1 protein-coding gene is annotated in these 17,811 nt (G+C 74.1%); it reads left to right on the forward strand.

Annotated elements, in window-relative coordinates:
• Window positions 1-45: 45 nt before the first annotated feature.
• Entirely contained in the window at window positions 46-17,778 is a 17,733-nt protein-coding gene (locus tag OG254_RS44550; RefSeq protein ID WP_405593447.1) for an SDR family NAD(P)-dependent oxidoreductase, read from the forward strand.
• The last annotated feature ends 33 nt before the right edge of the window (window positions 17,779-17,811 follow it).

The following is a 17,811-nucleotide window of genomic DNA, read 5'->3' on the forward strand; positions in this document are numbered from 1 at the left end:
CCGGCGCTCACGCCCAGCTTGCTCACCGCGACCGTGGAGAAGGACATGACTGCATCCTCCGAAGAGCTCGTCGAAGCCCTGCGCGAGTCCCTCAAGGAGAACGACCGGCTCTGGCAGCGCTACCAGGACCTCGTCACGGCGTCCCGGGAGCCCGTCGCGATCGTCGGCATGGGCTGCCGCTTCCCCGGCGGCGCCACCACGCCCGAGGCCCTGTGGGAGCTCGTCGCCGCCGAGGGGGACGGCATCACGCCCGTCCCCGAGGACCGCGGCTGGGACCTGAGCGCCCTCGGCGACACCACCGTGGGCGGCGGATTCCTCCACGACGCGCCGCTGTTCGACCCGGACCTCTTCGGCATCAGCCCGCGCGAAGCCCTCGCCATGGACCCGCAGCAGCGGCTGCTGCTGGAGACGGCGTGGGAGGCCCTGGAGCGGGCGGGCCTCGCCCCCACCTCGCTGCGCGGCTCCCGCACCGGCGTGTTCACCGGAGTCTCCGGCAACGGCTACGGCGGCCACCTCCACGAAGCCACCCCCGAGACCGAGGGCTACCTCCTCACCGGCAGCATCCCCAGCGTCGCCTCCGGCCGCATCGCCTACACGCTCGGCCTCGAAGGCCCCGCGGTCACCGTCGACACCGCCTGCTCCTCCGCCCTGGTCGCCCTGCACCTCGCCTGCCAGGCGCTGCGCTCCGGCGAGTGCGACACGGCCCTCGCCGGCGGCGCCACCGTCATGGCCAACCCGGGCATGTTCCTGGAGTTCGCCCGCCAGGGCGGCCTCGCCGGGGACGGGCGCTGCAAGTCCTTCGCCGACGAGGCCGACGGCACCGGCTGGTCCGAGGGCGCCGGCGTCCTCGTCCTCGAACGCCTCTCCGACGCCCAGCGACTCGGCCACCCGGTCCTCGCCGTGATCCGCGGCAGCGCCGTCAACCAGGACGGCGCCTCCAACGGGCTCACCGCCCCCAACGGCCCCTCCCAGCAACGCGTCATCCGCGCCGCCCTCGACGCCGCCGCCCTCACTCCTGCCGACGTCGACACAGTCGAGGCACACGGCACGGGCACCCGGCTCGGCGACCCCATCGAGGCCCAGGCCCTCATGGCCACCTACGGCCAGGACCGCACCGAACCCCTGTGGCTCGGCTCCGTGAAGTCCAACATCGGCCACACCCAGTCCGCCGCGGGCGTCGCCGGCCTCATCAAGACCATCTTGTCGCTGCGCGCCGAACTGCTGCCCCGCTCCCTGCACTCCGAGACCCGCTCCACCCGGGTGGACTGGACCGAGGGCGACGTCCGCCTGCTCACCGAGTCCCGCCCCTGGCCGCGCGCAGAGCGCCCCCGCCGGGCCGGCGTCTCCGCCTTCGGCATCAGCGGTACGAACGCCCACGTCATCGTCGAGGAAGCCCCGGCTGCCGAAGAGCCGGAGGAGCGCGCCGTCACCGCGCCGCCGGTCGTGCCCTGGGTACTGTCGGCCCGCAGCCACGACGCGCTGACCGCCCAGGCCGCGCGCCTCGCAGCACACGACGCCGACCACACCGAGACCGGCCTGTCGCTCGTCACCAGCCGCGCCCGCCTCGACCACCGCGCCGTCGTCCTCGGCACCGGCCCCGACGTCCTGCGCGAGCGCACCGCGGCCCTCGCCGACGGCACCCCGGGCACCATCACGGGTACGGTCATCGACGGCCGCACGGCATGGATGTTCACCGGACAGGGAAGCCAACGGCCGGGAATGGGCCGGGAGTTGTACGACACCCACCCCGTGTTCGCGGCCGTCCTCGACGTCGTCTGCGCATCGCTCGACGCCGCCCTCGCGGGCGCACCCGGATTCGAACTCCCCGTCCGCGACGTGATGTTCGCCGCAGAGGGAAGCCCCGAAGCGGCACTCCTCGACCGCACCGGCTACGCCCAGAGCGCCCTGTTCGCCCTGCAGAGCGCCACCGCCGAGCTGCTCCGCTCCTGGGACACCCGGCCCGACGTCGTCCTCGGCCACTCCATCGGCGAGTACGCCGCCGCCTACGTCGCCGGCGTGTTCGACCTCGCCGACGCGGCACGCCTGGTCGCCGCCCGCGCCCGCGTGATGCAGGCCCTGCCCGAGGGCGGCGCCATGGCTGCCGTGGAGGCCGACGAGACCGAGGTCGCCGAGCTGCTCGACGCCGCCGCGCGGGACGGGCTCGACGCCGCCCAGGTCTGGATCGCCGCCGTCAACGGGCCCCAGGCGGTCGTTGTGTCCGGCGCCGAGGACGCCGTCGAGCGGGTCATGGCCGCCGCACGCGAGCAGGGACGGCGCGTCACCCGGCTGCGCGTCTCGCACGCCTTCCACTCGCCCCACATGGCGCCCGCCGTCGCCGAGTTCACCCGCGTCGCCGAGACCGTGACCTTCCGCCCGCCGACGCTCGCCGCCGTCAGCACCGTCACCGGGGCCCCGGTCACCGCTGCCGACTGGTCCACCCCCGGCTACTGGGCCGACCAGATCGTCCGCCCCGTCCGCTTCCACGACGCCCTCACCACCGCCACCGGCCGCCAGTCCGCGAGCCGCCTGCTGGAGATCGGCCCCGATCCGGTCCTCACCGGCCTCGCCCGCACGGCCGGCGACACACCCGCCGCGTCCGTGCTGCGCAAGGGCATACAGGAGCCCGAGTCGCTGCTCACCGCGCTGGCCGAGATCTACGTCCACGGTGCGGCCGTCGGCTGGGCCGCCCTGTTCGACGGCACCGGCGCCCGCCGCGTCGATCTGCCGACGTACGCCTTCCACCACCGGCGTTTCTGGCTACGGCCCACCCGCACCGTCACCGACGCCGGCGGCCTCGGCCTCGGCAGCGTCGGTCACCCCCTGCTCGGCGCGACCCTGCGCCCCGCCGGCACCGACACCGTCCTGCTCACCGCCGCCCTGTCGGCGGACGCCCACCCCTGGCTCGCCGACCACACGGTCGCCGGACGCGTCGTCGTCCCCGGCACCGCCCTCGTCGAACTCGCCGTGCAGGCAAGCGACCAGGCGGGCTGCGGCACCCTCACCGAACTCGCCCTGCACAGCCCGCTCGTGCTGCCCGAACACGGCACCGCACACCTCCAGATCGCCGTCGAACCCGCCGACGCCGACGGCACCCGCGCCGTGCGCGTCCACGCACGCCAGGGCGGCGCGCCCGCCGACGCCCCCTGGACGCTGCACGCCGCCGGCACCCTCGCCCCCGCAGGTCCGGCCCCTTCCTGGGATCTGCGGGCCTGGCCGCCCGCCGGAGCCGAACCGCTCCCGCTGGAGGGCCTGCACGACCGGCTGGCCGCGGCCGGGCTCGACTACGGCCCCGCGTTCCGCGGCCTCACCGCCGCATGGCGCGACGGCGACGACCTCCTCGTGGAGGCCGCCCTCCCGGACGGCGCCGGCGACGCCACGGCCTTCGGCCTGCACCCGGCCGTGCTCGACGCGGCCCTCCACGCCCTCGCACTGCCGCAGGACACCTCCGACGGGGCCCGGCTGCCGTTCCTGTGGAGCGGCGTCCGCCTGCACGCCGTGGGCGCCGCCACCCTGCGCGTCCGGATCACCCGGCACACCGACGACACCGTCGCCCTGTATGTCGCCGACGAGACCGGCGCACCCGTCGCCGACGTCGAGGGCCTCGTCCTGCGGCCCCTGTCCGCCCTGAGCGACGACACCCCGCGCGCGGGCAGCCTCTTCCGGCTGGAGTGGACACCGGTCGCCCTCCCGTCGTCCGGCAGCGGGGAGGACACCGAACCCGCCCCGGCCGTACTGACCGACGACCCGTCCCCGTGGACCGCCGCCGACCCGGCGATCGTCCACGGCACGACCCTCGACGTCCTCGCCGCGACCGACCCGGCGACGGTCCTCCTCCCGGTCGGCTCCGGAACGACCACCGATGGCCTGGCCGCCGACGTCCTGGCCGTCGTGCACGCCTGGCTCGCCGACGACCGCTTCGCGCACGCCCGCCTCGTGCCGGTCACCACCCGAGCGGCCGGTGACGACGCCACCGACCCCGCGGCCGCCGCCGTATGGGGCCTGCTGCGCACCGCCGCGAGCGAACACCCCGGCCGCTTCGCCGTCGCCGACACCGACGGCACCCCCGAGGCCCTGCGCACCCTCCGCGCCGCGCTGACCGCCCTCGACACCGACCAACTCGTCGTCCGCGGCGAGCAGGTACTGCTCCCGCGCGTCACCCGCACCACCGAACCGGCGGCCACCGCGCCCACCCCCTGGCCGGAGACCGGGACCGTCCTCGTCACCGGCGGCACCGGCGGCCTGGGCGCGCTCCTCGCCCGGCACCTGGTCGCCGAGCACGGCGTGCGCGACCTGCTGCTCATGTCCCGCCGCGGCCCCGCGGCACCGGGAGCCGAGGCCCTCGTCGCCGAACTCACCGCGGCCGGCGCCCGCGCCCGTGCCGTCGCCTGCGACGCCGCCGACCGGACCGCGCTGGCCGCCGCCCTGGACGGCGTACCGCTCAGCGCAGTGATCCACGCGGCCGGCGTGCTCGACGACGGCCTGCTCACCGACCTCACCCCCGACCGGCTCACCCGCGTCCTCGACGCCAAGGCCACCGCAGCCCTCAACCTGCACGAACTGACGGCTGATCAGAACCTGCACGCCTTCGTGCTGTTCTCCTCCGTCGCCGGCGTCTTCGGCAACCCCGGCCAGGCCGCCTACGCCGCCGCCAACACCGTGCTCGACACCCTCGCCACCGCCCGCCACACCCAGGAACTGCCCGCACTGTCCCTCGCGTGGGGCATGTGGGAGACGGCCGACGGCATGGGCGGCCGCACCGCCGAGGCCGACGTCGCACGCCTGCGCCGCCACGGCTTCCCGCCGCTGCCCACCGACCAGGCCCTCGCCCTCTTCGACGCCGCACTGCGCACCGAACACCCCCTCGCGCTGCCCTTCGCGCTCGACACCACGGCCCTCGCCGCACACCGCGAGAGCGCCCCCGCCGTCCTGCACGGTCTGCTGCCCACGGCCCGCCGCCAGGCCGCCGTCGGCACCGACACCGGCAACGCCCTGGTCCGCCGCCTGCTCACGCTGCCCGGCGACGAACAGCACCGGCTGCTGCTCGACCTCGTCCAGAGCGCGGTCGCCGCAGTCCTCGGCCACACCGGCACGGCGGCCGTAGAACCCGCCCGCGCCTTCAAGGACATCGGCTTCGACTCCCTGACCGCCGTAGACCTGCGCAACCGCCTCAAGACCGTCACCGGCCTCCAACTCCCCGCCACCCTCGTCTTCGACCACCCCAGCCCGCTCGCCCTCACCGCCCACCTCCGCACGGAACTCCTCGGCGCGGCCGACCTCCCGGCCACGGCCGCCCGCACCACCATCGGCACCGACGAGCCGATCGCGATCGTGGGGATGGGATGCCGATTCCCCGGCGGGGTGGACTCACCGGAGACGCTCTGGGACCTCGTGGCGTCCGGCGCCGACGGAGTGTCGGACTTCCCGGCCGACCGCGGCTGGGACCTGACGGCCCTGCACGGCGAGGGCCCCGGCAGTTCCGCCACCCGAGAGGGCGGCTTCCTGCACGACGCGGCCGAGTTCGACGCGGAGCTGTTCGGGATCTCCCCGCGTGAAGCGCTCGCGATGGACCCGCAGCAAAGGCTGCTGCTGGAGACCTCGTGGGAGGCACTGGAGCGGGCGGGAGTCGACCCGCTGTCGCTGCGCGGTTCACGCACGGGCGTGTTCGCGGGCCTGATGTACCACGACTACCACGCCCGCCTGCACACCGTGCCCAGTGAGGTGGAGGGCCTGCTCGCCAACGGCAACGCGGGCAGCGTCTTCTCCGGTCGCGTGTCCTACGTCTTCGGCTTCGAGGGCCCCGCGGTGACCGTGGACACGGCCTGCTCGTCGTCCCTGGTGGCACTGCACCTGGCGTGCCAGTCGCTCAGATCCGGGGAGTGCGACACGGCCCTCGCCGGCGGCGTCACCGTCATGGCGTCGCCGACCACGTTCGTGGAGTTCTCCCGGCAGGGCGGACTTGCCGCCGACGGCCGCTGCAAGGCCTTCGCCGACACGGCGGACGGCACGGGCTGGGCCGAGGGCGCGGGTGTGCTCGTGCTGATGCGGCTGAGCGAGGCACGCCGTCTCGGCCGCCCGGTGCTGGCCGTCGTACGGGGCAGCGCCGTCAATCAGGACGGCGCGTCCAACGGGCTCACCGCGCCCAACGGGCCGTCCCAGCAGCGGGTGATCCGCCAGGCCCTCACGAACGCCGGCGTGGCGGCGGCCGACGTGGACGCGGTCGAGGCGCACGGCACCGGCACCCGGCTCGGCGACCCCATCGAGGCGCAGGCCCTCCTCGCTACCTACGGACAGGACCGCGACGAGCCGCTCTGGCTGGGCGCCGTGAAGTCCAACATCGGACACACGCAGGCCGCCGCAGGTGCCGCCGGGGTCATCAAGATGGTGATGGCGCTGCGTGCCGAACGCCTGCCGCGCACCCTGCACGCCGACCGGCCGTCCTCCCACGTGGAGTGGGAGTCGGGCGCGGTGCGGCTGCTGCACGAGGAGCGCGCCTGGCCGCAGGGCGGACGTCCCCGTCGGGCCGGTGTGTCGTCCTTCGGCATCAGCGGCACGAACGCCCACGTCGTCATCGAGGAGGCCCCCACCTCGCGCCTCGCCCCCTCCGCCGAGCCGGAGCACCGGCTGCCGACGGTGCCGTGGGTCGTCTCGGCACGCTCGGCCGAGGCACTGCGCGCCCAGCTCGCGCGGCTGGCGGACGTGGACGCGGACCCGCTGGACACCGGCCTGTCCCTCGCCACGACACGGGCGGAACTGGAACACCGTGCCGTCCTGCTGGGCCCCGACCTGGACGCCCTGCGCGCGCAGCTCGCCGAGCCCGGCATCACCGGGTCCGTCACCGACGGCCGCACAGCCTGGATGTTCACCGGCCAGGGAAGCCAACGAGCGGGCATGGGACGGGAGTTGTACGACACCCACTCGGCCTTTGCTGCCGCGCTGGACGAGGTGTGCGGGCTGCTCGACGCGCATCTCGGCTTCGACCGGCCCCTCAAGGACGCGATGTTCGCGGACGACACCGGCCTGCTGGACAGCACCGGATACGCGCAGCCGGCGCTGTTCGCGGTGCAAGTGGCGCTGGTCGCCCTCCTGCGGTCGTGGGGGATGGCCCCGCAGGGCGTACTGGGTCACTCGGTGGGCGAGTTCGCCGCCGCGCACACCGCCGGAGTCCTCGAACTGCCGGACGCCGCACGGCTGGTGGCCGCGCGTGCCCGCCTGATGCAGGCACTGCCCGAAGGCGGCGCGATGGCGGCCGTGGAGGCGACCGAGGCGGACATCTCCGGACGGCTCCCGGACGGCGCGGTGCTCGCCGCCGTCAACGGGCCCACGTCGGTGGTCGTTTCGGGCACCGAGACCGCCGTCGACGCGGTGGTCGAGCGGGCCCGCGACGAAGGCCGCCGCGCGACCCGTCTGCGCGTGTCGCACGCCTTCCACTCGCCGCTGATGGAGCCCGTCCTCGCCGAGTTCACCGAAGTCGCCGCCCGGATCACCTACCGCACACCGCAGGTCGCCGCCGTCAGCAGCGTGACCGGCGCCCCGCTCGACGACGGCTGGACCACCCCCGGCTACTGGGCCGACCAGATCGTCCGCCCCGTCCGCTTCCACGACGCCTTCACCGCCGCCCGCACCCAGGGCGCCGGCCGCTTCCTGGAGATCGGCCCCGACCCCGTCCTGACCGCACTCGCCGGTGACGCACCCGCCGCCGCCACGCTGCGCAGGGACCGTCCCGAAGCCGAGACCCTGCTGCAGGCCGTCGCCGAACTCTTCGTACGCGGCACCCCGGTCGACTGGGCGGCCGTCTTCGCGGGCACCGGCGCACGCGAAGTGCCCCTGCCGACGTACGCCTTCCAGCGCAGCCGCTACTGGCTCGACGCACCGCGCTCCACCGTGGCCGCCGGTGACCTCGGCCTCGGCGCCACCGGGCACCCGCTGCTCGGCGCCGCCGTGCCCGTCGCCGGATCGGACGCCGTCCTGCTCACGGCCCGGCTCTCCGTGGCCGACCAGCCATGGCTCGCCGACCACGCCGTGGCGGGCTCGGTGATCCTGCCGGGCACGGCCCTACTCGAACTGGCGCTGGCCGCCGGAGACCGCGTCGGCCTCGACCGCGTCGACGAACTCACCCTCCACGCCCCCCTCGTCCTCCCCGACACGGGCGCGATACAGCTCCAGCTCGGCGTCGAGGCGCCCGGCACCGACGGCCGCCGACAGCTGTACGTCTACGGCCGCCCCGAGACCGCCACCGACGACCCCTGGACGGTGCACGCCTCCGGTGTCCTGGCGGCGGGCGAGCCCTCGGACGAGGAGTGGGACCTGCGGGCCTGGCCCCCACCGGGCGCCGAACCCGTGGAACTCGACGGCCTGTACGAGACGCTGGGAACGGCCGGACTGGCGTACGGCCCGGCCTTTCGTGGCCTGGAACAGGTCTGGCGCGCCGGCGACGACTGGTTCGTCCAGGCTGCGCTGCCGGAGTCCGTGGCGGGCGGCGCCGACGGGTACGGGGTCCACCCCGCCCTGCTGGACGCCGTCCTGCACACGCTGGGGCTGTGGGAGCGCGAGGACGCGAGCGCCCTGCTGCCTTTCCTGTGGTCCGGTGTCGAACTGACGGCCGTGGGCGCCGGCGCGCTCCGCGTCCGGATCTCGCGCCGCGGCGACGACACCGTCGCACTGCACGTGGCCGACTCGACCGGCGAACCGGTCGCGAGCGCCGACGCCCTGACCCTGCGCCCCCTGACGCTCGGCGCGCTAACCACCACCGACAACGCCTTCCGCGACAGCCTGTTCCGTCTCGACTGGCAGCCCCTGCCCGACACCGCTCCCGCCACGACCGCGACCTGGACCGTGCTCGGCAACCCTGATCCGCTGCCCGACACCCCCGCCCGCGTCCACGCCGACCTCGCCGCCCTCACCTCGGCACTCGACGCCGGGGACGCGCCGCCGCGAACCGTCCACGCACCCGTCGCCACGAACGACCGCTCCCTCACCGAGGTGGCCTCCGCCACCCTGGAGCTCGTGCAGGGCTGGCTCGCCGAACCCCGCCTCGCGGGCTCCCGCCTGGTGTTCGTCACCTCCCGAGCCGTAGGCGACGACGTCACGGACCTCGCCGGCGCGACCGTCTGGGGCCTGGTGCGCTCGGCGGCCGGCGAGCACCCGGGCCGCTTCCGGCTGGCCGACCTCGACGGCTCGGCGGAGTCCTACCGGGCCCTCGCCGGCTGCCCCGACCAAGCCGAACTGCTCGTCCGTCAGGGCGCCGTGCGCGTCCCGCGCCTCGTCCGTGCGGTCACCGAGGACGTGCTGCTGCCGCCCGCCGGATCGAGCGACGGATGGCGGATGGACGTCGTCGCCCAAGGCCGCCTCAACGGCGTCGCGCTCGTCCCGGAAGCACAACGGCCCCTGGAATCCGGCGAGGTGCGGGTCGCGGTGCGGGCCGCCGGGGTCAACTTCCGTGACGTACTGAACGTCCTCGGGATGTATCCGGGAGACGCCGGCCGGCTCGGGCACGAGGGTGCGGGTGTGGTGGTCGAGGTCGCGCCGGACATGACCGGTCTCGCCGTCGGTGACCGGGTGATGGGTCTGCTGGACGGGGCGTTCGGCCCACTGGCCGTCACCGATGCGCGGTTGCTGACGCGGGTGCCGGAGGGGTGGTCGTTGGAGCAGGCGGCGTCCGTGCCGATCGTGTTCCTGACGGCTTACTACGCCTTGGTGGACCTTGCCGGTCTGGAGGCGGGGGAGTCGGTGCTGATCCACTCCGCTGCCGGTGGCGTGGGGATGGCGGCCGTGCAGTTGGCCCAGCACTTGGGCGGCGAGGTATACGGGACGGCGAGCGAGCCGAAGTGGCCGGTCGTGCGCGACCTCGGGATCCCGGATGAGCGGATCGCTTCGTCGCGGACGACGGAGTTCGAGGAGCGGTTCCGGTCGGGTGTGGATGTGGTGCTGGACTCGCTTGCGGGTGAGTTCGTGGATGCGTCGCTGCGGTTGGTGCGGCCGGGTGGCCGGTTCGTGGAGATGGGTAAGACCGATATCCGTGACGCGGAGCAGGTGCGGGCCGAATACGGGGTGTCGTACCGCTCCTTCGACTTGATGGACGCCGGCCCCGACCGCATCGCCGAGATGTTCGCGGCACTGCTGGAGCTGTTCGAGCAGGGCTGCGTGCGGCCCGCGCCGGTCACCGCCTACGGGATCTCCCGGGCGCCGGAGGCCCTGCGCCTGCTGGGTCAGGCCAAGCACGTCGGCAAGGTCGTGCTGCGGGTGCCGTCGCCGTGGAGTGGCGAGGGGGCGGTGCTGATCACGGGCGGGACCGGCGGTCTGGGTGCGGAGGTCGCCCGGCATCTGGTCACCGAGCACGGGGTACGGGATCTGCTGCTCGTCTCCCGGCGTGGGCCCGACGCTCCCGGTGCGGCCGAACTCCAGGCGGAACTCGCTGAGTTGGGTGCGCGCGCCGATGTGCGGGCGTGTGATGTGTCCGACCGTGAGGCGCTGGCCGCCGTGCTCGACGGTGTCGAGCTGAGCGGTGTGGTGCACACGGCCGGTGTGCTCGATGACGCGCTGGTCACCGACCTGACTCCGGAACGGCTGGCCCGCGTTCTGGCCGCCAAGGCCGACTCGGCCCGGCATCTGCACGAGTTGACGCGCGATCAGCGGCTCTCCGCGTTCGTGCTGTTCTCGTCGTTCGCCGGCGTGGTCGGCAACCCGGGCCAGGCGGCCTACGCCGCCGCGAACAACGCCCTGGACGCCCTTGCGGCCGCCCGCCGCGCCGAGGGACTGCTCGCGGTGTCGCTGGCCTGGGGCATGTGGGCGACCGCCAGCGGCATGGGCGGCACACTGGACGCGGCCGAACTGGACCGTATGGCCCGGCAGGGTTACCCCGCGCTGGAAACGGGCCACGGCCTCGCCCTGCTCGATGCCGCGCTGCTGCTCGACGCGCCGACCGCCGTCCCCGTAGCCCTGCGCGTCGCCGCGCTCGCCGAGGCCGGTCACGACACCCTGCCCGGGGTCCTGCACGACCTCGTCCCCGCCGCCCGGCGCCGACGCGGTGCCCGTCGGCAGCTAGGCACCGGAGGCGGCGAACTCGCCGACCGGGTGCGCGGGTTGCGCCCCGACGAGCAGGAGAGGCTGCTGCTCGACACGGTGCGCGCCCAGGTCGCGGCGGTCCTCGGCCACGCCTCCCCGGCCGTCGTCGAGCCGGACCGCGCTTTCAAGGACCTCGGCTTCGACTCGCTCACCGCCGTCGACCTGCGCAACCGGCTGCGCACCGCCACCGGCATCGCCCTGTCTGCCACCCTCGTCTTCGACCACCCCACGCCCAGCGCCCTCGTGGCCCACCTCCTCACCCACCTGCTGGGCGACGACGACACGACCGACGCGGCCGGCACGCCCCGCGCCACCACGCACGCCAACGCCGACGACCCGATCGCGATTGTGGGACTCGGCTGCCGCTTTCCGGGCGGTGCGGACTCGCCCGAAGCCCTGTGGGACCTGGTCGTCAAGGGCAAGGACGCGATCACTCCGATCCCGTCGGACCGGGGCTGGGACACCCGCGCGCTCGACCGCGTCGCGGCCGTCGGCGGATTCGTCGCGGACGCCGGTGACTTCGACGCCGAGCTGTTCGGCATCTCCCCGCGCGAGGCGCTCGCGATGGACCCGCAGCAGCGGCTGCTGCTGGAGACGGCGTGGGAGGCCCTGGAGCGAGCGGGCATCGACCCGACGTCGCTGCGCGGCACGGCGACCGGCGTGTACGCGGGCGTCTCCGCCAACGGCTACGGCGGACACCTCCACGAGACGACCGCCGAGACCGAGGGCTACCTGCTCACCGGCAGCACCCCCAGCGTCGCCTCCGGCCGCCTGTCGTATCTGCTCGGCCTGGAGGGTCCGGCCGTCTCCGTGGACACCGCCTGCTCCTCGGCGCTCGTCGCCCTGCACCTGGCCTGCCAGGCGCTGCGGTCCGGCGAGTGCGACATGGCCCTCGCGGGCGGCGCCACCGTCATGGCCAACCCGGGCATGTTCCTGGAGTTCGCGCGACAGGGCGGGCTGGCCGGGGACGGGCGCTGCAAGTCCTTCGCCGACGACGCCGACGGCACCGGCTGGTCCGAGGGCGCGGGCATCATCGTCGTGGAACGCCTCTCCGACGCCCAGCGACTCGGCCACCCTGTCCTCGCCGTGGTACGCGGCAGCGCGATCAATCAGGACGGCGCGTCCAACGGGCTCACCGCGCCGAACGGCCCGTCCCAGCAGCGGGTGATCCGGCAGGCCCTGGCCGCAGCGGGCCTCGGCCCTGCCGATGTCGACGCCGTCGAGGCGCACGGTACGGGCACCCGGCTCGGCGACCCGATCGAGGCGCAGGCGCTGCTCGCGACGTACGGTCAGGCGCGCACCGACGAGGATCCGCTGTGGCTCGGCTCGATCAAGTCCAACATCAGCCACCCGCAAGCCGCGGCCGGCGTGGCGAGCGTGGTGAAGATGGTGATGGCGCTGGGCGCGGAGACCCTGCCGCGCACCCTGCACGCCGAGGAGCCCTCGACACATGTCGACTGGGGCTCCGGGGCTGTACGGCTGCTGACCGAGGAGCGGGACTGGCCGCGCGGTCAACGGCAACGTCGGGCGGGTGTGTCGTCCTTCGGCATCAGCGGCACGAACGCCCACGTCATCCTCGAAGAGGCCCCCGACGTCCAACAGCCGGAGCGGCGCGGCACGGTGACGCCTGCGCCGGTCGTCGCATGGCCCGTGTCCGCCCGTGGCACGCAGGCTCTGCACGCCCAGCTCGCACGCCTCTCGCAGGCCCTCGACGCACGCGACCTCGACCCGGTGGACGTCGGGTTGTCCCTCGCGACGACGCGTGCGGCCTTGGAGCACCGGGCGGTGGTCCTGGGGCGTGACGCTGACGCGCTGCGGTCGGGGCTCGCCGGGCCTGCCGTGACGGGTGTCGTGGCGGAGGGTCGTACGGCGTGGATGTTCACGGGGCAGGGCAGTCAGCGGCTCGGTATGGGGCGTGAACTGCACGCCGTCTACCCGCAGTTCGCCCGTGCCTTCGACGAGGCTGCTGGGTTGCTGGAGGCCGAGCTGGTCGGCGCGGAGGGCTTCCCGCTTCCGTTGCGCGATGTGCTGTTCGCGGAGGACGGCTCCGAGGCGGCCGCCCTCCTCGACCGCACCGGCTACGCACAGGCGGCCCTCTTCGCGGTCCAGGTCGCGTCGGTGGAACTGCTGCGGTCATGGGACGTCGCGCCGGACGTCGTGCTGGGTCACTCCATCGGCGAATACGCCGCCGCCTACACGGCTGGTGTCTTCGAACTCCCCGACGCGGTACGGCTGGTGGGAGCCCGTGCCCGCCTGATGCAGGCCCTGCCGGAGGGCGGTGCGATGGCCGCCGTCCAGGCGGACGAGGCTGAGCTCGCCGAGCTGCTGACCACCGGCGACGTGTCGATCGCCGTCGTCAACGGTCCGGCCGCCGTGGTGATCTCGGGGAGTGAGGAGGGCGTCGAGCGGGTCATGGCGGCCGTGCGGGACCGCGGTCGCCGGGTCACCCGCCTCCGCGTGTCCCACGCCTTCCACTCCCCGCTCATGGAGCCGATGCTCGACGACTTCGCCGCCATTGCCGAACGGATCGACTACGGCACCCCTCGGTGCACGGCCCTCAGCACAGTCAGCGGCGCCCAGCTCGGCGACGGCGACTGGACCTGCGCCGACTACTGGGTGCGCCAGATCCGGCAGCCGGTCCGCTTCCACGAGGCCGTCACCGAGGCGGTCACCGCACAAGGCGCCGTCCGGCTGCTGGAGATCGGCCCCGACACGGTGCTGAGCAGCCTCGTCGACGACGGCGCCGAGCGCACCGCGGTGTCCGTGCTGCGCAAGGGCAGGCCCGAGGCCGAGACGTTCCTCGGTGCGGTGGCCGAACTGTTCGTCCGGGGCGCCGACGTCGACTGGGCCGCCGTCCTCACCGGGTCCGGAGCCCGCAACGTCCCGCTGCCGACGTACGCCTTCCAGCGGCAGCGGTACTGGCTGCGGCCCAGTCGCTCCAACGCCGCCGCCGACAGCCTCGGCCTCGGCAACCCCGGGCATCCGCTGCTCGGCGCGGCGCTGCCCGTCGCCGGGTCGGACACCCTGCTGCTCACCTCACGACTGTCCGCCGACAGCCACCCCTGGCTGGCCGAGCACGTGGTCGCCGGACGCGTCGTCGTCCCCGGCACGGCGCTGCTCGAACTCGCCGTCCAAGCCGGAGACCGGGTCGGCCGCGACCACGTCGCCGACCTCACCCTGCACGCGCCGCTCGTTCTCGCCGACGGCGGCGCCGCACAGGTGCAGATCTCCGTGGAATCGCCCGACGCCGAGACCCACGCCCTGCGCGTCCACGCCCGTCCCGAGGACGCACCCGCCGACGCGCCCTGGACCCTGCACGCCACCGCCACCCTCGCCACCCGCTCGGCCGAACCCGACTGGGACCTGCGCGCGTGGCCGCCGGCCGACGCCGAACCCCTCCCGCTGGACGGCCTCCACGAGCGACTGGCCGCGGCCGGACTCGACTACGGCCCCACCTTCCGCGGACTGAGCCGCGCCTGGCGGCACGGCGACGACCTCTACGTGGAGGCCGCCCTGCCCGAGCCCGGCGCCGCCGAGGCCGTCGCCTACGCGGTGCACCCGGCGCTGCTGGACAGCGTTCTGCACGCGCTCGCCCTGCCCGGCCAGGACGACGGTGAGGCCCTGCTGCCGTTCCTCTGGTCGGGGGTGTCCGTCACGGCCGCCGGGGCCACGACCCTGCGCGCCCACCTCCACTCGGTCGGCGACGGTGAAGTCTCCCTGCGCGTGGCCGACGCCGTCGGCGCCCCCGTGGCCGCCGTACAGTCGCTGGTGCTGCGCCCGGTGTCCGCCGCCGACCTGCGGACACCGGCGGGCGTCGACCACCTGTACCGCCTGGCGTGGACGCCCGCCGCCCACACACCGGACGGCGACGAACTCGCCCATGGCCAACGCCGGGTACTGCTCTCGTCGGACGCACGCGCCGAGGAACCGTGGGCCGCCGCCGGCGTCCCGATCAGCCGTCACCGTGACCTGGACGCCCTGATCACCGCCCTCGACACGGGCACCGAGGCGCCCGACGTACTGATCCTGCCGATACCGGGCATCCGGCCCGACGGCACCGCCTCCCGGCCGAAGCTCGCCGCCAACTCTGGTGAAGTCCTAAGTCCGATCGCTGATCTCCTGGGGACCATGCGGACCTGCCTGGCGGACGAGCGCCTGACCGGAACGCGTCTGGTCGTCACGACCCACGACGCGGTCCCGGCCGGAGCTGCTCCCAGCCCGGACGGCACAGACCTGACCGGCGCCGGTGCCTGGGGCCTGGTCCGGTCGGCGATCAGCGAGCACCCCGACCGGTTCCTCCTCGCCGACCTGGACGGCGACCCCGCCTCCCACCGGACCCTGGCCCACCACATCGCTCACGGCGAGGAACCCCAACTCGCCGTCCGCGAAGGGCGGATCTGGCTCCCCCGCCTGACGCCGATGGCCGCCGACGGACTGCTGGTACCACCGGCCCTGGACCCGGAGACGCCGTGGCGCGTCGAGGTCGGGCGGCGTGGCCGCCTGGACGGCGTGGCGGTGATCACCGAGAAGGCGCGAACGCTGCGGCCCGGTGAGGTGCGAGTCGCGGTGCGGGCCGCGGGTGTGAACTTCCGGGATGTGCTGAACGTGCTGGGTACCTACCCCGGTGACGCGGGCCGGCTCGGGCACGAGGGTGCGGGCGTGGTGGTGGAAGTGGGCTCTGAGGTCTTCGATCTGGTGGTTGGTGACCGGGTGATGGGTCTGCTGGACGGGGCGTTCGGTCCGATGTCTGTCAGCGACGCCCGGTTGGTGGCGCGGGTGCCGGAGGGGTGGTCGTTCGAGCAGGCGGCGTCTGTGCCGATCGTGTTCCTGACGGCGTATTACGCGTTGGTGGAGCTTGCAGCGCTCAAGGAGAGCGAGTCGGTGCTGGTTCATGCGGCTGCCGGTGGTGTCGGTATGGCGGCCGTGCAGCTGGCCCAGCATCTGGGCGCTGAGGTGTATGCCACGGCGAGTGAGCCCAAGTGGCCGGTCCTGCGGGACCTCGGGATTCCGGACGAGCGGATCGCTTCCTCGCGCACGACCGAGTTCGCGGAGCGGTTCCGGCCGGGTGTGGATGTGGTGCTGGACGCGCTTGCGGGTGAGTTCGTGGATGCCTCGCTGCGGTTGGTGCGGCCGGGTGGCCGGTTCGTCGAGATGGGCAAGGCGGACATCCGTGACGCGGATCGGGTGCGGGCCGAGTACGGCATCGACTACGCCGCCTTCGACGTCATGGACGCGGGGCGGGACCGGATCGCTGAGATGTGGGCGGCGCTGCTGGAGCTGTTCGAGCGGGGCGCGCTGCGGCCGGTGACGGTGACGTCGTACGACGTCGCCAGGCTGCCGGAGGCGTTGCGTCTGCTGGGGCAGGCCAAGCATGTGGGCAAGGTGGTGCTGCGGGTGCCGTCGCCGTGGAGTGGCGAGGGCGCGGTGCTGATCACGGGCGGGACCGGTGGGCTGGGTGCGGAGGTTGCCCGGCATCTGGTCGTCCGACATGGGGTACGGGACTTGCTTCTCGTGTCCCGGCGCGGTCCCGAGGCTCCGGGCGCCCCCGAACTCGTAGCTGAGCTGGAGGAGTTGGGTGCCCGTGTGCTGGTGCGGGCGTGTGATGTGTCCGACCGTGAGGCGCTCGCCGCCGCGATCGACGGCGTTGACCTGTCCGGTGTCGTGCATGCGGCCGGTGTCCTGGACGACGGCCTGGTCGCCGGTCTTACGCCGGAGCGGTTGGCGGGTGTGATGGCCGCGAAGGTCGAATCGGCGCTGCATCTGCATGAGCTGACGGCTGACCGGGACCTGTCCGCCTTCGTTCTGTTCTCCTCGTTCGCGGGAGTCGTGGGCAACGCCGGTCAGGCCGCCTACTCCGCCGCGAACAACATCCTCGACGCCCTCGCCGTCACTCGCCGCACTCACGGACTCCCGGCCGTGTCGCTGGCCTGGGGCATGTGGGCGAACGCCGAGGGCATGGGCGGCACGCTGGCCGAGGCCGATGTGGAGCGGCTCGCACGGCAGGGCTTCCCGGCGCTGGAGACGAGCGAGGGCCTGGCGTTGCTGGATGCTGCGCTGGTCGTGAACGAGCCGAACGCCGTCCCCGTTGCCCTGCGCACCTCGGCCCTCTCGGGCACTCAAGCGCCGTTCATTTTGCGGGACTTGGTGTCGACGAAGGGGCGGGGTTGGGGGACGGCCGCTTCGGGCGCCGCCGGCGACGGTGGGCTCGTGCTGCGGCTGCGCGGGCTCGGCTCGGTGGAGCGGGACCGTATGGTCCTGGAAGCCGTGCTGGCCGAGGTGGCCGGCGTGCTGGGGCATGCCTCGGCCGGATCCGTCGACGCGTCACGGGCGTTCAAGGAGCTGGGCTTCGACTCGCTGACGGCCGTGGATCTCCGTAACCGGCTGAACAGCGTGACCGGGTTGCAGCTGCCCGCCACCCTCATCTTCGACCACCCGACCGTGGCGGACCTCGCCGCCCATCTGCGCACCGAGTTCGATCGCGCCGAGGGCGGCGCCGCGCCGAGCCTGTCCGATCTGGACCGACTGGAGGCGGCCGTCCTCGCGATGGCCGAACAGGACGGGACCGTGCGCAAGGAACTGCGCGACCGACTGCGGGCCATGACGGCGCGCCTCGACGACGAACCGAACACAGCAGCAACCGAGCAGGACAACGACGACATCGACTCCGCCTCGCTGGACTCGATGTTCGCGATCATCGATCGGGAACTCGAGGGCTGACGCCGGGCCTTGGCGTGCCCCTCAGTGACAAAG

This window comes from Streptomyces sp. NBC_01092 (genome assembly GCF_045039535.1).
Classification (GTDB): Bacteria; Actinomycetota; Actinomycetes; order Streptomycetales; family Streptomycetaceae; genus Streptomyces.